Annotated in this window: 18 protein-coding genes and 1 tRNA gene; 8 read left to right on the forward strand and 11 right to left on the reverse strand. The window is 69.3% G+C overall.

Features of this window, described 5'->3' with window-relative positions:
• Positions 1-175 precede the first annotated feature (175 nt).
• Positions 176-1,039 (forward strand): hypothetical protein, encoded by an 864-nt coding sequence (locus ACIQ1T_RS18320; RefSeq protein WP_395946002.1) that lies wholly within the window; start codon positions 176-178, stop codon positions 1,037-1,039.
• A gap of 40 nt (positions 1,040-1,079) precedes the next feature.
• Positions 1,080-1,352 carry a LapA family protein gene (locus ACIQ1T_RS18325; protein ID WP_395946003.1) on the forward strand — a complete coding sequence of 91 codons (273 nt, stop codon included), beginning with the start codon at positions 1,080-1,082 and terminating at the stop codon, positions 1,350-1,352.
• 46 nt (positions 1,353-1,398) lie between these two features.
• Here the strand turns inward: ACIQ1T_RS18325 and ACIQ1T_RS18330 are convergent, their stop codons facing one another.
• The 3 genes from ACIQ1T_RS18330 to ACIQ1T_RS18340 all read right to left on the reverse strand — a co-directional run bounded on the left by ACIQ1T_RS18330 (position 1,399) and on the right by ACIQ1T_RS18340 (position 3,821).
• Entirely contained in the window at positions 1,399-2,103 is a 705-nt protein-coding gene (locus tag ACIQ1T_RS18330) for a DsbA family oxidoreductase (protein WP_395946004.1), read from the reverse strand.
• 67 nt (positions 2,104-2,170) lie between these two features.
• Entirely contained in the window at positions 2,171-2,860 is a 690-nt protein-coding gene (locus ACIQ1T_RS18335; protein WP_395946005.1) for a hypothetical protein, read from the reverse strand.
• 49 nt (positions 2,861-2,909) lie between these two features.
• Positions 2,910-3,821 (reverse strand): DUF1206 domain-containing protein, encoded by a 912-nt coding sequence (locus ACIQ1T_RS18340; RefSeq protein WP_395946006.1) that lies wholly within the window; start codon positions 3,819-3,821, stop codon positions 2,910-2,912.
• A gap of 193 nt (positions 3,822-4,014) precedes the next feature.
• Here ACIQ1T_RS18340 and ACIQ1T_RS18345 point away from each other — a divergent pair, with 193 nt between their 5' ends.
• Entirely contained in the window at positions 4,015-4,710 is a 696-nt protein-coding gene (locus ACIQ1T_RS18345) for a Crp/Fnr family transcriptional regulator (RefSeq protein WP_395946007.1), read from the forward strand.
• Here the strand turns inward: ACIQ1T_RS18345 and ACIQ1T_RS18350 are convergent.
• The 3 genes from ACIQ1T_RS18350 to ACIQ1T_RS18360 are packed head-to-tail and all read right to left on the reverse strand — an operon-like array spanning position 4,707 to position 7,169.
• Complete coding sequence (locus ACIQ1T_RS18350) at positions 4,707-6,146, reverse strand: sensor histidine kinase (protein WP_395946008.1); 1,440 nt, start codon at positions 6,144-6,146, stop codon at positions 4,707-4,709. The genes ACIQ1T_RS18345 and ACIQ1T_RS18350 overlap by 4 nt on opposite strands.
• 10 nt (positions 6,147-6,156) lie before the next feature.
• Complete coding sequence (locus tag ACIQ1T_RS18355; protein WP_054764739.1) at positions 6,157-6,837, reverse strand: response regulator transcription factor; 681 nt, start codon at positions 6,835-6,837, stop codon at positions 6,157-6,159.
• Between the two features lie 2 nt (positions 6,838-6,839).
• Positions 6,840-7,169: a hypothetical protein gene (locus ACIQ1T_RS18360; protein WP_395946009.1), complete on the reverse strand. Its 330-nt coding sequence runs from the start codon at positions 7,167-7,169 to the stop codon at positions 6,840-6,842.
• A 237-nt stretch (positions 7,170-7,406) separates the two neighbouring features.
• Between ACIQ1T_RS18360 and ACIQ1T_RS18365 the strand changes: the two genes are divergently transcribed.
• Positions 7,407-7,778, forward strand: coding sequence for a hypothetical protein (locus ACIQ1T_RS18365; RefSeq protein ID WP_395946010.1), 372 nt, complete (start codon positions 7,407-7,409; stop codon positions 7,776-7,778).
• Between the two features lie 154 nt (positions 7,779-7,932).
• On the opposite strand, the gene ACIQ1T_RS18370 is transcribed toward ACIQ1T_RS18365, so the two are convergent.
• Positions 7,933-8,571 (reverse strand): ChrR family anti-sigma-E factor, encoded by a 639-nt coding sequence (locus tag ACIQ1T_RS18370; RefSeq protein ID WP_395946011.1) that lies wholly within the window; start codon positions 8,569-8,571, stop codon positions 7,933-7,935.
• Positions 8,568-9,131: a sigma-70 family RNA polymerase sigma factor gene (locus tag ACIQ1T_RS18375; RefSeq protein WP_395946012.1), complete on the reverse strand. Its 564-nt coding sequence runs from the start codon at positions 9,129-9,131 to the stop codon at positions 8,568-8,570. The genes ACIQ1T_RS18370 and ACIQ1T_RS18375 overlap by 4 nt, the downstream gene beginning before the upstream one ends.
• A gap of 144 nt (positions 9,132-9,275) precedes the next feature.
• Here ACIQ1T_RS18375 and ACIQ1T_RS18380 point away from each other — a divergent pair, with 144 nt between their 5' ends.
• Together ACIQ1T_RS18380 and ACIQ1T_RS18385 are read left to right on the forward strand one after the other, a co-directional pair.
• Positions 9,276-10,637, forward strand: coding sequence for an NAD(P)/FAD-dependent oxidoreductase (locus ACIQ1T_RS18380; RefSeq protein WP_395946013.1), 1,362 nt, complete (start codon positions 9,276-9,278; stop codon positions 10,635-10,637).
• Positions 10,634-11,422, forward strand: a complete 789-nt coding sequence (locus tag ACIQ1T_RS18385) for a DUF1365 domain-containing protein (RefSeq protein WP_395946014.1) — start codon at positions 10,634-10,636, stop codon at positions 11,420-11,422. Before ACIQ1T_RS18380 ends, ACIQ1T_RS18385 begins: the two co-directional genes overlap by 4 nt.
• A 51-nt stretch (positions 11,423-11,473) precedes the next feature.
• Here ACIQ1T_RS18385 and ACIQ1T_RS18390 read toward each other — a convergent pair.
• Together ACIQ1T_RS18390 and cpdR are read right to left on the reverse strand one after the other, a co-directional pair.
• Positions 11,474-11,548 (reverse strand) — tRNA-Val (locus ACIQ1T_RS18390).
• Between the two features lie 127 nt (positions 11,549-11,675).
• Entirely contained in the window at positions 11,676-12,032 is a 357-nt protein-coding gene (cpdR, locus tag ACIQ1T_RS18395) for a cell cycle two-component system response regulator CpdR (protein ID WP_395946015.1), read from the reverse strand.
• Between the two features lie 57 nt (positions 12,033-12,089).
• Here cpdR and ACIQ1T_RS18400 point away from each other — a divergent pair, with 57 nt between their 5' ends.
• Complete coding sequence (locus ACIQ1T_RS18400; protein WP_395946016.1) at positions 12,090-12,968, forward strand: N-formylglutamate amidohydrolase; 879 nt, start codon at positions 12,090-12,092, stop codon at positions 12,966-12,968.
• A gap of 302 nt (positions 12,969-13,270) precedes the next feature.
• On the opposite strand, the gene ACIQ1T_RS18405 is transcribed toward ACIQ1T_RS18400, so the two are convergent.
• Positions 13,271-13,954, reverse strand: a complete 684-nt coding sequence (locus ACIQ1T_RS18405; protein ID WP_395946017.1) for a DUF599 domain-containing protein — start codon at positions 13,952-13,954, stop codon at positions 13,271-13,273.
• Between the two features lie 140 nt (positions 13,955-14,094).
• Here ACIQ1T_RS18405 and ppa point away from each other — a divergent pair.
• The coding region (gene ppa / locus ACIQ1T_RS18410; protein ID WP_395946018.1) for an inorganic diphosphatase at positions 14,095-14,584 on the forward strand (490 nt) is incomplete at its 3' end.

Genomic DNA, 14,584 nt, shown 5'->3' on the forward strand with positions numbered 1-14,584 from the left:
AGCGTGGTGGAGGGGGCCCGACGCCCCGCCGCCGCCGGTGCAACATTCCCCGCCCCTCCGCCCGTTGAAATTCCTCGCCTTTCGAGAAATTTGCGACAATCGGCGCCCCACCCCTTGCCGCCCCCGCATACTGTCGCCGCCTCGCGCACGGGGCGGATCGGCGTCGGAGGGGCGCATGGACGAGGACAGGACGAAACGACCCGGCTACGGGTCCTATGGCGAATGGGAGTGGGACGACGACCACCCCCTGGTCGACCCCCACAGCCTGACCCAGGCCGACGTCGGCGATCCGCCGGCGCCCGGCGACGACCGGCCCCTCTATGACGGCCGGCCCATTCGCGATCCCTACGCCCGGCGCGGCGGCTATCGCCGCGTCCCGGACGAGGCCTGGGACGCGGCCAAGAAGGACTATCTGGCCGGGGAGGCGGTCGCCCTGGTCTGCGCCCGCCACGGCCTGTCGCGCAGCGGCTTCTATGACCGCGGCGGGCGCGACGGCTGGCTGAATCAGCCCCGGGGCGCGCCCGAGCCGGTCGATCTGGAGGCCGAGACGGCCGCCGGCCTGCCCGTCTATGGCGACATGGCCCGCTGCGCCCTGGTGCGGCTGAACCGCGCCGTCGTCGCCGGGCGCGGCGCCGAGGCCGCCGTCTGGATGCGGCTGCACCAGCGGCTGCTGACCTTAGCCGACTCCGGGCGCGATCCCGCCGTCGACGGGCCGCCGCCTGCGCCCCCTGCCCCGTCGCCCCCGCCGTCGCCCCAGCCCTCGCCCTCGCCCAGGCCCAGGCCGAAGCCCGCCTCCAGGCCGGCCGATCCGCTGGACCTCGCCATGACCCAGGCCCGTCTGGCCGAGACCCTGGCCCGTTCGGCCGGCGGCCTGTTGACCCTGGGCGAGCCCGGCCGTCGCCTGATCGACAAGGGGATGGAGGCCCTGGCCTTCCTGTCCGCCCCATCCACCCCGGATTCGGACGTTTCGGACGTTTCGGACACTGTTTTTTCGTCCGCCGCCGATCAGCCGGGGGCGGCGCCCCAAGGTCCGCCCTGATCCCTCTTGCACCGCCTGAGAGAGGGTTCATTCTGCCGGCATGACCGCCGATCCCGCCTCCAGACCCGGCCTCGCCGTCCGCCCCGCCGCGACGGGCAGGCCCCCTTTGGCTGTGGGCGTGGGCGCCGGCTCGGCGGGGGCTCTGGCGGTGGGGACCCTGGCCCTGGGCTCGCTGATCCTGGGCGCCTTCGCCGTCGGGGCGGTGGCCATCGGGGCCCTTGCTGTCGGAAGAATGGCCATCGGCCGGGCGCGGATCCGCCGGCTTCACATCGACGAGCTGACGGTGGGACGGCTGAAGATCGAGCAGGACTGACCCGTCCCCTCCCCACTGCGCGGGGAGGAGACGGGGCGGGGTCGCCTCAGACCTCGGCCGCGATCTGGCGCAGCGCCTGTTCGAAGGCCTCGGCCGGCTGGCCGCCCGAGATCAGATATTTGCCCTCGACCACCACGGCGGGGACCGAGCTGATCCCGCGCGACCGCCACAGTTCCTCGGCGGCGCGCACCGCCTGGGCGTAGCGGCCCGAGGCCAGGACCTCGCCCGCCTCGGCCCGGTCCAGGCCCGCCGCCTCGGCCGCCTCGGTCAGGACGCGGGCGTCGGTGAGGTTGCGGTTCTCGGTGAAATGGGCGGTGAACAGGGCCTGTTTCAGCGCCTTCTGCCTGTCGGGCGCGGTCTCGTGGGCCCAGTGCAGCAGGCGGTGGGCGTCGAAGGTGTTCCAGATGCGGCTGTCCGGGTTCAGCTGCATGTCGAAGCCGACCCCGCCTGAAGGCGAAGACTTCAGGCCCTTCCAGGCGTCTGCGGCCCGCTCGCGGATCATGGCCTGGTTGGCCGCCGACTGTTCGGGGGTCGAGCCGTATTTGCGGCCGATGTGTTCGACGATGTTCTCGCCCTCGGGCGCCATCTGGGGGTTCAGCTCGAACGGCTGGAAGGTGATGTCGGCCTTCACCTGGCCGTCCAGCCGCTCCAGCGCCGTCTCCAGCCCGCCCAGGCCGACGGCGCACCAGGGGCAGACCACGTCGGAGACGAAGTCGATCTTCAGCGTCTTGAGGGGGGTTGCGTCGGTCATGGCGCGGCCTTCTGGAACAGCGGGTGTTGCGATGGCATATGGGGAGGCGAAGCCCGGCGCCAAGGGCCTATCGCGGCAATCCCATCGCCTGGGCCAGGGCCACGAACCAGTCCCGCTCGGGCGCGCCGGTCAGGGTCAGGCGGATCGCCTCCAGCGCGGCCAGGCTGATCCACCAGGGCGTCTTCCACTGTCCCTGCGTCCCGTCCCGGATCGCCAGCCCCAGCAGGATGATCTCGCAGGTCCAGAAGCTGGGGTTCAGCGCCCCGCTCAGCCCGCCCAGGGCCGGGATGTTCATCCCGTACGCCCGCCCCAGGGCCGGGATCAGGGCCACGAACACGGTCGAGGCCATCAGCCGGGCGTGGAGGAACATCCGCCTGCGGTTGAGGATGGCCGCCACATACAGGCCGCTGAACAGCAGCAGCGACCACAGGTCGATCCACATCAGGATCAGCAGCAGGTCGCGCGGGAAATGCGCCGCCCCGCCCGTCGGCAGGCTGTCGATCACCACCAGCAGGGCCGTGATCACCAGCCCCGGCGCCACGATCAGCGAGCTTCGCCCGACCCAGCGGTGCGCCTTGAACCGCTCATGCCCGACCAGCCAGGCCTGGACCACCAGCAGGATCATCCAGCTCACGGCGAACAGGCCGTGGACGATGCGGATCGCATCCGGCGGCCCGAACCGCCCCACCGTCGTCGGCCAGAAGCCGAACAGCGTCACCGCGAACGCCAGCACGAACCACAGCCACAGATGCCGCATGGCGATCCCCTGCCCCGCGCCCTGCATAACACAGGTCTTCCAGAATGGCTCAGGCGATCTTCAGGTCGCGCGGCGGGCGGATCCGGCGCCAGCGCGCCTCGACGAAGGCGAAGGCGCCGAAGGCCATCAGCCCCGCCGCCGTCAGCCCCAGGATCCACGAGCCGCCGGGCTGGGCCTCCAGCGCCTCCAGGGCCGCGGCCGTGGTGGTCACCTCGCCCGAGCGGGCGTGCAGTCCCGCCAGGACCACGAACACTCCCAGCGGCAGATAGGCGAAGCCGCGCGCCCCGTATCCGATCCGCGCCAGGGCCGTCGCCGTGCCGCAAAAGGCCCTGGGACAGGCCAGGGCCGCCTCGAAGTCGTCGCGGAACGCCCGCACGATATTGCCCGCGCCCACGCCCAGCACGACCAGGCCCGCCGCGATCAGCAGCAGGCCCCCGAACGGCAGGCCCAGGATCAGGGCCGCCTTCTCCTGGTTCTCGGCGATGCTCTCGGCCCGGTCGGCCGCCTGGGAGGTCGCCTCGCCGACCTCGTCCAGATATTCGAACACCCCCGCCGCCAGCAGGCCGTAGAAGACGCCGCTGGCCGCCTGTCCCGCCCGCGTGGCCCAGCCCTTCAGGTCGGCGCCCTCGTGGTCCGCGTCGAACACGGCCTGCAGCAGCCGCCAGCCGACGAAGGCCCACAGGCCCAGCCCCAGCAAAGCCAGCCAGACCCGGCCGAACGGCTGTTCCGCCAGCCAGCCCGCCGCCCCGCCCGTGCCGGCCGCCGCCCCGATCAGGTCGACCGCCGCCAGCAGGGTCAGGGCTCCGGCCGACAGATAGACGAAGCCCCGCGCCCCATAACCCACCCGCGCCGCCCCCTCGATCAGGGACGCGAGCGGGGGCGTGCGGCGCGCCAGCGGCAGGCGGTTGCGGATCGTCTCGCCCAGTCCGGCGGCGGCGTGGCGAAGGCGTCTGGCGGACATGCGGGCTCCGGGCGGGGAGCGGTTCAACGTCCACGCCGCCGCAAAGGCTCCGCCCGGTGGGCGTATTCCAGGGCCGCCCTTCTGCGCGGTATCGTACACAGCACAGTAAACGCTGGCCTTTTTCCCCAGAAACCGCTGTCACATATGGCAACGCTGTGTCGGGTTCCGACAGACGGCGCCGACGGATCGCCTTATGCGCGAAGACATGCTCAGTACGCCGACCGGCAACCGCTTGATCCAGGCTATGGACCCCGCCGACCGTGCGGCCCTGCTCGCGCTCGCGACCCCGGTCGATTTCGTCCAGGGCCAGATCTTCAACGAACCCGACGATGCGGTGGAACATCTCCACTTCATCGACCAGGGCATCGCCTCCTCGGTGGCGGTGCTGGAGGACGGCCGGACCGTGGAGACCGTCATGATCGGCCGCGAGGGGGTGCTGGGCGTGGTGGCCTCGGTCGTGCCGCATCTGTCGCGGACCCGCAGCGTGGCCCAGAGCGCCGGCTCGGCCCAGCGCGTCGACGCGGCCCGTTTCCGCCAGCTGGCGGCCCAGCGGCCGGGCGTCCGCGACGGCGTCGCCGGCTTCATGGCCCGGCTGCAGGGCGAGCTGGAACAGTCAGCCGCCTGCAACGCCCTGCACCGGGCCGAGCAGCGCTTCGCCAAATGGCTGCTCCGCTGCCACGACCGGGTCGAGGGCGACACCCTCAGCCTGACCCAGGAATATCTCGCCTCGATGCTGGGCTCGCAGCGGACCACGGTCAACGAGGCGGCCCAGAGCCTGCAGAAGTCGGGCGCCATCGCCTATTCGCGCGGCAAGGTGACGGTCGTGGACCGCGCGGCGCTGGAACGGGCCGCCTGCGAATGCTACCGCGCCGGCGAGACCTCGACCTAGCGCAGCTGGGCGGCCGGCAGCTCCAGCACCACCTTCAACCCGCCCATGTCGCTGTCGCCCAGGGTCAGCCGACCACCATAGGCCCGGGTCAGATCCTCGACGATCGACAGGCCCAGGCCCGATCCGGGCGCGCTTTCGTCCAGACGGGCGCCGCGCTTCATCACCTGTTCGCGCTGGTCGGCCGGCAGGCCGGCGCCGTCGTCCTCGACCACCACGATCATCTGGCCCAGCCCGTTCTCGCCGGCCGAGACCCGGACGCGGCGGGTGCTGAACTTGGCCGCGTTCTCGATCAGATTGCCCAGGATCTCCTGCAGATCCTGGCGTTCGCCCAGGAAGGCCAGATCATCGGGGGCGCGCCAGTCGATCTCGGCGCCCTTGTCGCGGAAGACCTGCTCGATCATCACCGCCAGCTCGTCCAGCACCTCGGAGACGTCGGTCTTCTCGCCCAGGCCGTGGGCGGCGCGGGCGGCGGCGCGGGCGCGGCGCAGATGGTGATCGACCTGGCCCTGCATGACCTTGGTCTGGCGGCGGACCAGCTCGGGCAACTGGCCCTCGGTCGTTCCGGCCTCGGCCAGCATGACAGAGATCGGGGTCTTCAGCGCATGGGCCAGATTGCCCACATGGGTGCGCTGGCGTTCCACGACCTCCTGATTGTGGTCCAGCAAGCGGTTGACCTGTTCGGCCAGGGGCTGGATCTCCAGCGGATAGGCGTGCTCGATCCGGGCGCTCTGGCCCTTGCGCACGGCCGCGATCTCGTTGCGCAGATCATAGAGGGGGCGCAGGCCGACCTGGACCTGGATGAAGACCGCCGACACCAGGCCGAAGCCCAGGATCAGCAGGGCGACCCAGGTGACGGTGGCGAACTGGCGGGTGTCCACATCGACATTGGAGCGGTCGACCCCGACGAAGAAGACCACCGGCGTGGTCCGGCCCGGCAGGGACTTCATGCTGGCGGCGACCCGCATCGGCTCACCGGCCGGGCCGGTGGCGTTGTAGGTGATGGTCTGGCCATAGGCGTCGTCCAGCCGCCCGGGCAGTTCCGCCGGCACCGTCAGATCCTCGCCGTAGAGGGAGTCCGACCGGGTGATGATCCGCAGGCCGCCCGCCAGGGTCGGCTCGGCCGTCATCCAGTATTTGCCGGAGAAGACCCGCAGGGTCGGGGCGTCCATGATCTGGGGCGTGATCACCGTGCCGCTGGCGGTCGTGGTGCGCACCACCAGTTCGTCGGTGGTCTCGTTGAGCACATTGCCCAGGCGGCGCAGGGCCGATTCCTGGAACTGGTTGGTCAGGACAAAGCCGGTGGCCACGAGGGCCAGCAGAATCCAGCCGGCGGCCAGCCAGATCAGCCGCCGCGTCAGCGACTTGCCCGGCCGCCCGAACCAGCGGCCCCAGCCGCCCCGCTGCGCCGGTTGAACCTCAGCCCCCGCCTCGCTCATGGATGAAGGATCACGCCGCCTCGGACTCGCCGGCCAGGGGGGCCAGACGATAGCCCAGGCCGCGCACCGTCTCGATCCGGTCAGAGCCAATCTTCTTGCGCAGCCGGCCGATGAAGACCTCGATGGTGTTGGAATCGCGATCGAAATCCTGATCGTAAAGGTGTTCGACCAGCTCGGTCCGGCTGATGACCCGGCCCTGGTGCATCATCATATAGTGCAGCAGCCGGTACTCCAGCGAGGTCAGGCGCAGCGGCTCGCCGTTGACGTTGGCGCGGGCCGCGCGGGGGTCCAGACGCAGACCGCCGCACGACAGGGTCGCCGAGGCGATGCCGGCCGAGCGACGCAGCAGGGCGCGCAGGCGAGCCAGCAGTTCCTCGGTGTGGAAGGGTTTGGTCAGATAGTCGTCGGCGCCGGCGTCGAAGCCCGACACCTTGTCCGACCAGGCGCCGCGCGCCGTCAGGATCAGGACCGGCGTGGCCTTGCCCTCGCGGCGCCAGCGTTCCAGCACCGAGACCCCGTCGATCTTGGGCAGGCCCAGGTCCAGGACGATGACGTCATAGGGTTCGGTGTCGCCCAGGAACCAGGCTTCCTCGCCGTCGGCGGCGTGGTCGACCGCATAGCCGGCGTCGGCCAGGGCGCCCTTGAGCTGACGCGACAGATCGGCGTCGTCTTCAACAAGCAGGACACGCATCTTCAGTCTTCTCCAACCACGCGGCCCGAACGGGCGTCGACACGAATGTCGGCGACGCGCCCCCCGGGATATTCCCACCGCACCACGACCGTGTCGCCGCGCGGGCTGACGCCCAGCATCCGGCCGTCGCGACCGGCGCCGACCCGACGCACCACCGCGCCCAGATCGGCGCGCGGCGCATCCGCCGACGGGCGATCGCGCGGCGCCCCCCCTCGCGAGGAGTCGTCACGGCGCTGTTCCGACGACGGCCGATCGCGCGACTGCGCCAGGGCCTCGGTCGCGGGGACCAGGGCCATCAGGGCGGCGATCAGAAGGGCGCGGGTGCGGTTCATGAGGACGCTTTTACGGGGCCGGCTCTGAACAGCCGCTGAACGGGAGGTTTGGAAAGGGGCAATACTGTCTAAATCGCGTCGCCCGTCGTTCCTATAACAGAGATCGCGCGAGGGCGCGCCGCCGGGAAGATGAACGGCGACTGAAACGAGCCGTTCAGATGGGGCTCAGACGCGGCATGGTTTCCTTGGCTTCATCGCAGCCCCGCCGGGTTGCGCCGAAAAAGAAGGAACGATCCGATGCTGAACAAGAAGGCTATCCTCCCCGCCCTGGTCCTGGCCGCCGCCGCGTCGGCCGCCCTTCCCGCCGCCGCCCAGTCCTATCACGGCCGCCCGCCGGTGCATCAGGCCGGCTATGGCGCCTGGCAGTCGATCAACGCCCGCCAGGCCAACCTGGATCGCCGCATCGATCAGGGCGTCCGGAACGGCCAGCTGAGCCGTCGCGAGGCGACCCGCGTTCGCAGCGAGTTCAACAGCCTGCTGCGCCTGGAGAGCAACTATCGTCGCGGCGGCCTGACGGCCTGGGAACGCACCGACCTGGATCGCCGCTTCGACCGCCTGTCGGCCCAGATCCGCTATGAGCGCAATGACTGGAACAACCGCCGCGGCTAGGCGGCGCCGGTCTAGCCGGAATGAGGGAGCGCGGCTCGAGGGCCGCGCTCCCTTCCGTTTGCACAGGCGGACACGTCGGTTTCGTTCGCCTTAACCCCCGAAGCCCGCCACCTCCCCTGGGCTCGGGGAGGCGATGAAGGGAGCGGCCGCCCGACTACAGCTTGATGAACGGCTGCATCAGCTTGCCCAGCCAGCCGTCCAGCAGGATCTGGCCGTCCAGGGCCACGACGCACAGGCAGGGCTCGGGCGAGACCACGCGCGGCTGGTGCAGCACCTCGGGGTCGGCTTCCTCGAAATCGCCGACGTTGTAGCGATGGGTCTCGGTCGCATAGGCCCCGTGGATGACGCAGGTCAGTTCGACGCCGCAGTGAGTATGTTTGGGCGTCTCGCGGCCTGGGCCGATCTCGAGCAGGATGACCCGGCAGTCGCCGTCGCGCGGGGCGTGGACGTCCCGGGCGCGCATGCCCGGACCCAGCCAGCGCCACGGCCCCAGTCCATAGCGGCGCAGCGGTTCCGGCAGGCCGGCCATGTCGTTCAGGGGCGTGGAGGCCAGGACCTCGCCGCCGTCCGCCTCGGCCCGGGCCAGGACGCGCGCCAGGGCGTCGTCCGGCATGGGTTGGGGTTCGAGATCGTCCAGCAGACGGCCGCCCACGGCCTGGAGCCGGCGCACCCAGGCGTCGTTCGACGGACGCATGGCCAGATGAGCGGCCATGACCACCGCCTCGGGCGGGCTGAGCGTGCCGGCGGCATAGGCCAGCATCCGTTCTTCGGACGGGTTGTGGCCGCCGTTCATCGCTGAGTTCCCTCGGCGTCGTCCAGCAGGGTGCGGAGTTTGATCATGGCTTTGCGGATACGCGATTTCACTGTGCCGAGCGGCAGATCCAGCTGCCGGGCGATTTCGGAATGAGGATTGTCCTGGAAGAAGGCGAGACGAAGGACTTCGATCTGATCGGGCGTCAGCCGCGCCATCGCGATCTTCAGCCGGGCGGCGTCCTCGGCCATCAGGAAGACCTGATCGGGGCGTTCCGGCTCGTCCTGGACCAGTTCGATCTCGGGCATGGGCGTGCGACGCGCATCCTGGCGCAGCACGTCCAGACGCCGGTTGCGGGCGATGGTGAATATCCAGGTGGCGGCGTGGGCCTTGGTGCAGTCGAACAGTTCGGCCTTGCGCCACACCGTCAGCATGGCGTCCTGGGCGAAATCCTCGGCCGCGCCGGCGGGAGCGCCGGCCTTCATCAGATAGGCCTTCAGCCGAGGCGCGAAATGTTCGAACAGGCGCGCGAAGGCCTCCCGGTCGCGCCGCAGCGCCACCGCCTCGATCAGTCGGTCATGTTCGCCGCCCGTGGGGATCACGATCGTCCGAATCTGCCGAAGAGTTGAAACCTGTCCATGCATCGAACCTAATACGGTTCCCGCGAAAGTCTGGATCATTTCGTGATCCGCGCGGTTGGCCCATGCGTATCGCTTTCCATCGAAACGTCCGCCCCCGGAGCCTTCATGTCGTCGATCCCCTCCAGCGCGTTCGGCAGCCAGACCGGCGAAGAGACCGGTCAGCGCCTTCGGATCGCCGTCGTCGGGTCCGGCATCGCCGCCCTGTCCAGCGCATGGCTGCTGTCGAAACGCCACGACGTCACCCTGTACGAGCGGGACGACCGACTGGGCGGCCATTCCAACACCGTCGACGTGCGCACCGCGACCGGCGAGACGGCGGTGGACACCGGATTCATCGTCTTCAACGACGCCACCTATCCGAACCTGATCGCCCTGTTCGCCCATCTGGGGCTGGAGACGCGGGCCACGGACATGTCCTTCGCCGTGTCCCTGGACCAGGGCCGGTTCGAATATGCGGCGCCCGCCCTGTTCGCCCAGCGCCGCAACATGCTGCGTCCGCGCTTCTGGTCGATGCTGACCGAGATTCTGCGTTTCTATCGCTCGGCGCCGGGCGGCATGGCCGCCCTGGCCGACAGCGACGTGACCCTGGGAGAGTACCTGAAACGCGAAGGCTTCAGCGAGGCCTTCCGCGACGACCACCTGCTGCCGATGGCCGCCGCCATCTGGTCGTCGCCGGCCCACACCCTGCTGGACTATCCGGCCGAGTCCTTCCTGCGCTTCTGCGGCAACCACGGCCTGCTGAAACTGGTCGGCCGCCCCCTGTGGCGCACGGTGGTCGGCGGCAGCCGGGTCTATGTGGCGGAACTGGCTCGCCAGATCGGCGACGGCGTGCGCCTGAGACGGGGCGCCGCCCAGGTGCGACGCATCGAAGGGGGCGTCCTGGTGCAGGACACGTCGGGCGCGACCGAACTGTTCCATCATGTCGTCATCGGCGCCCACGCCGACCAGGCCCTGGCCATGCTGGTCGAGCCGACGGCGCGCGAACGCGAACTGCTGGGCGCATTCAAATACAGCCGCAACCTGACGATCCTGCACACCGACGCCGGCCTGATGCCCAAGCGCCGCCGGGCCTGGGCGTCGTGGAACTATATCGGCGCCGACGGCGGCCTGTGCGTCACCTACTGGATGAACAAGCTCCAGGGCCTGACGGGCCAGGACCTGTTCGTGACCCTGAACCCGCCGCGCCCGCCGGCGCCGGGAACCCTGCTGCGCAGCGAACTGTACGAACATCCGATCTTCGATCCCGCCGCCATCAAGGCGCAGAAGGCCTTGTGGAGCCTGCAGGGCCAGGGCGGCGTCTGGTTCTGCGGGGCCCATTTCGGGGCCGGATTCCACGAGGACGGTCTGCAGTCGGGCCTGGCCGTGGCCGAACAGCTGGGCGGCGTGCGCCGGCCCTGGACCGTCGAAAACGAGAGCGGCCGCATCCATGTGACGCCGCCGCCGACCGCGCTGGAGCGGGCGGCGTGACCGAGGCCTCGGCCCTCTATCTCGGCGGCGTCTTTCACAGCCGGTTGAGGCCGAGACAGCATCGGCTGAACTATCGCGTCTTCTGGCTGATGCTGGACCTTGGCGAGATCGACGCCCTGGACGCCCGTCTGAAACGATTTTCGCGCAATCGGTTCAACCTGCTGTCCTTTCACGACCGCGACCATGGGGATGGGTCGACCCGACCGTTGCGGACGCAGATCCAGGAGAAACTGGCCGAGGCGGGCGTGGACCTGGGCGCGGGCGCGGGCGCGATCCGTCTGCTGACCATGCCCCGGGTGCTGGGCTTCGTCTTCAATCCGATCAGCCTCTATTACTGCCATCACGCGGACGGGCGACTGGCGGCCATGGTCTATGAGGTGACCAGCACCTTCCGCGAGCGGCGGGCCTATGTCCTGCCCGTCGCAGCGGTCGACGCCGAGGCCGGACGGTTTCGCCAGCAGGTCGACAAGGGACTGTATGTCTCGCCCTTCATGGACATGGACATGCGCTACGACTTCGCCGGCCGCCCGCCGGGCGAGACCCTGGCCGTGGCCATCAACGGCTCGGACCGCGAGGGGCTGCTGATCGCAACCACCATGACGGGCGAGCGCCGCTCCATGACCGATGGCGCCCTGGTCGCGGCGGCCCTGTCGATGCCCCTGCTGACGCTGAAGGTGGTGGCGGCCATCCATTGGGAGGCGTTGAAGCTGTGGCTGAAGCGCGTGCCGCTGACACGGAAACCGGCGACGGCGCCGGGCGTGCTGGACCTGCGCCACAGGGGCTAGACCAGACGCTTGGCCGCCGGCTGCGGCGTGTCAGTTTTCAGAAAAAGGAAATGGTGGACGCGACAGGGATTGAACCTGTGACCCCCTCGATGTCAACGAGGTGCTCTCCCGCTGAGCTACGCATCCGCCGTAGGGCCCCGGAAAATCTTGTCCGGAGCGGGAAGAGCGGTCGTATAGCGGGACGACTTGGCTCCTTCAAGCCGATTTCGCGGCAAGAACAAGATTTCTGGAAAAACGTCGTTAAATCAGCAAGTCAGGCCGCGACCATCCGGTCGACCTCATTGACCAGGTCGCGCAGGTGGATCGGCTTGGACAGGACCTTGGCCTGGGGCGAGGCCTGGGCGGCGGTCAGGGCCACGGCGGCGAAACCGGTGATGAACATGATGCGCAGGCCGGGCTGGCGGGCGGCGGCGACGCGGGCCACCTCGATACCGTCGGCGCCGGGCATGACAATGTCGGTCAGCAGCAGGTCGTAGGGGCCGTGCTCCAGGGCGTCGATGGCGTCGTCGCCGTTCTCGCAATCGATGACCTGGTGGCCGGCGCGTTCCAGCGCACGGGTCAGGAAGCCGCGCAGCGAACTGTCGTCTTCGGCCAGAAGGATACGCGCCATTCGAGAAATGCCCCTTGAAACAGACCCCCAGGCTAGGCCCACAACCGTAAACCGGCGATGAAATTCGCCGGTCGAACGACTTCCTTCCACAGCGAAACCCGCTATGCGGGACGGATGACCACGGGCGGGGCCAGTTTCGCGATCACCAGGCCGCCCGCCGCGGCGCCGCAGACCGGCCTGGTCTTCGCCTCGCCCCATTCCGGCCAAGCCTATCCGGAGGACATGGGCGCGGTCGCGGACCTGACCCTTTCCAGCCTGAGAAGCGCCGAAGACGCCCTGGTGGGCCAGCTGGTGCAGGCGGGGCCCGCGCACGGCGCGCCGCTGATCGAGGGGCGGATCGGGCGCGCCTATGTCGATCTGAACCGCAATCCCGCCGAACTGGACCCCGGCCTGATCGCCGACATCGACGGACCGGTCGGCCCCAAGACCCTGGCCGGATACGGCGTCATTCCCCGGCTGAGCGGCGACGGCCGCCCCCTGTACGCCCGCCGCCTGTCGCGGGCCGAGGCCGAGGCGAGGATCGGCGCCGTCCATGCCCCCTATCACGCGGCCCTGACGGACCTGATGGCGACGACGCGGGCACGGCAGGGTCGGGCCGTGCTGATCGACTGGCATTCGATGCCGACGCGGGCCGTGGGCGCCGAGGTGGTGCTGGGCGACCGGCACGGTTCGTCGTGCGATGCGCGGCTGACCCGGCGGCTGCGGACCCTGTTCGAGGGACTGGGCTGGCGGGTGGCGCTGAACCACCCCTACGCCGGCGGCTGGTCGACCCAGATCTGGGGCCGCCCCGAGGACGGCTTTGAATCGATCCAGATCGAACTGAGCCGCGGACTGTATCTGGACGAGGCGCGCCAGGCGCCGAACGCGACCCACGCCATGACCCGGCGCTCGCTGGACCGGGTCATCGCCGCCCTCTGCGCCGAAGACTGGCGCTGACGGCGAGTCACTGGCGACGGATCACCGGCGACAGGGCGCGGACAACTGGGGCGATCTGATCGGCGATAAGCCAAAAAAAAAAGCCGCGCCCAGAAAGGCGCGGCATAAAAGTCTATAGGGAGGAAACGCCCAGGAAGGGCAAGACGCCCGAAGGCGTCGAAGGTCAATCTAGGTTGCGATGCACAATCGGTCAAGCGCTTAGAGCGGTTTTGAGGACACGGGATGTTACGTAATTGCGGCACTCGCCGCCTTAATTCCGCGATTGAGAACGTTCCGCCCGTCCCGCAAATGCAAAATAACCGTCATTCACCCAGCAGACGCCGCGCATTGCGCACCGCGCGTGCGGCGGGCGAGGCTTCCTGGCGATAGATCAGCAGCCCGAAAGACGAGGCCACGCCCAGGGCCAGCCACAGCGGCCCGAACAGCCAGGCCGCAGCCGCAAGGGCGAAATAATAGCCGCGCACCCCCTGGCTGAACGAGCTGAGCGCGGGATTGAGCAGTTCCGCCGCCGCTTCCCCGAACGCCTTCCGGTCGGTCTTGTGGTGTATCTCGGGCGCAGCGCCGATCAGGGCCAGGGTGTAGTTCATCTGGCGCAGGGCCCAGATGAAGTCGAGGAAGCCCCGCGTCAGGCAGATCAGCACCAGGGCCAGCTTGGCCTCCAGGATCTTGATCGGCACATTCTCGGCCCCGACGGCCGCAAATCCCTGCAGCGCGCTCTCGCCGCCGAACAGGATGCCGCCCACCGCCGCGATCAGCAGCAGATTGGTCGAGGCGAAGAAGGAGGCCGAGTTGATGGAGTGGCCCATCAACTGGCTGTCGACCAGTTTCATCTCGCGATGGGTCATGGCCGCCATCCAGACCTGACGCACATGGGTCATGTCGTCGTTCAGCGACCCGCCGTGGCGACCCACGAACTTCAGGATCGGCGCATAGCCGAGCCAGCAGATGAAGAAGAGCGCCAGCGCGGCCCAATCGACCCAGGTCATGCGGCGAATCTGCCCTTACTGGAGCCCCCGATGCAAGGCCCCCGACGGCAGCGACGACTCAAGTCGCGCTTGCCCAGCGCGCGCCCCCGTCCTATCACCCTTGGCCTCAAAGAATTTCGCAGTCGCAGCAAAGACCCGCCATGAACCTCGACGCCATTCCGGTCGGACCGAACGCCCCCTGGGACATCAACGTCGTCATCGAAATCCCGCAGGGCGGCCTGCCGGTGAAATACGAGATGGACAAGGAGTCGGGCGCCCTGTTCGTCGACCGCTTCCTGCACACCGCCATGTATTATCCGGGCAACTACGGCTTCATCCCGCACACCCTGTCGGACGACGGCGACCCCTGCGACGTGATCGTGCTGAACCCGACGCCGGTGGTGCCGGGCTGCGTCATCCGCTCTCGTCCGATCGGCGTGCTGCTGATGGTGGACGAGGCCGGCGGCGACGAGAAGATCCTGGCCGTGCCGGTCGACAAGCTGAACCCCTATTACACCGACGTCGCCAGCTATCGTCAGCTGCCGGCCATCCTGATCGAGCAGATCGAGCACTTCTTCACCCGCTACAAGGACCTGGAGAAGGGCAAGTCGGTCACGGTCAAGGGCTGGGGCGACGCCGGCGAGGCCGCCG

The sequence above is a fragment of the Brevundimonas sp. genome (genome assembly GCF_044336875.1).
Classification (GTDB): Bacteria; Pseudomonadota; Alphaproteobacteria; order Caulobacterales; family Caulobacteraceae; genus Brevundimonas.

Bases quoted from the DNA above. Each gene is read 5' to 3' on its own strand.
- ACIQ1T_RS18355 (WP_054764739.1), bottom strand. From the start codon at position 6,837: ATGCGTGTCCTGCTTGTTGAAGACGACGCCGATCTGTCGCGTCAGCTC.
- ACIQ1T_RS18405 (WP_395946017.1), bottom strand. From the start codon at position 13,954: ATGACCTGGGTCGATTGGGCCGCGCTGGCGCTCTTCTTCATCTGCTGG.
- ACIQ1T_RS18360 (WP_395946009.1), bottom strand. From the start codon at position 7,169: ATGAACCGCACCCGCGCCCTTCTGATCGCCGCCCTGATGGCCCTGGTC.
- ACIQ1T_RS18325 (WP_395946003.1), top strand. From the start codon at position 1,080: ATGACCGCCGATCCCGCCTCCAGACCCGGCCTCGCCGTCCGCCCCGCC.
- ACIQ1T_RS18340 (WP_395946006.1), bottom strand. From the start codon at position 3,821: ATGTCCGCCAGACGCCTTCGCCACGCCGCCGCCGGACTGGGCGAGACG.
- ACIQ1T_RS18320 (WP_395946002.1), top strand. From the start codon at position 176: ATGGACGAGGACAGGACGAAACGACCCGGCTACGGGTCCTATGGCGAA.
- ACIQ1T_RS18330 (WP_395946004.1), bottom strand. From the start codon at position 2,103: ATGACCGACGCAACCCCCCTCAAGACGCTGAAGATCGACTTCGTCTCC.
- ACIQ1T_RS18380 (WP_395946013.1), top strand. From the start codon at position 9,276: ATGTCGTCGATCCCCTCCAGCGCGTTCGGCAGCCAGACCGGCGAAGAG.
- ACIQ1T_RS18345 (WP_395946007.1), top strand. From the start codon at position 4,015: ATGCGCGAAGACATGCTCAGTACGCCGACCGGCAACCGCTTGATCCAG.
- ACIQ1T_RS18365 (WP_395946010.1), top strand. From the start codon at position 7,407: ATGCTGAACAAGAAGGCTATCCTCCCCGCCCTGGTCCTGGCCGCCGCC.
- ACIQ1T_RS18350 (WP_395946008.1), bottom strand. From the start codon at position 6,146: ATGAGCGAGGCGGGGGCTGAGGTTCAACCGGCGCAGCGGGGCGGCTGG.
- cpdR (WP_395946015.1), bottom strand. From the start codon at position 12,032: ATGGCGCGTATCCTTCTGGCCGAAGACGACAGTTCGCTGCGCGGCTTC.
- ACIQ1T_RS18370 (WP_395946011.1), bottom strand. From the start codon at position 8,571: ATGAACGGCGGCCACAACCCGTCCGAAGAACGGATGCTGGCCTATGCC.
- ACIQ1T_RS18335 (WP_395946005.1), bottom strand. From the start codon at position 2,860: ATGCGGCATCTGTGGCTGTGGTTCGTGCTGGCGTTCGCGGTGACGCTG.
- ACIQ1T_RS18400 (WP_395946016.1), top strand. From the start codon at position 12,090: ATGAAATTCGCCGGTCGAACGACTTCCTTCCACAGCGAAACCCGCTAT.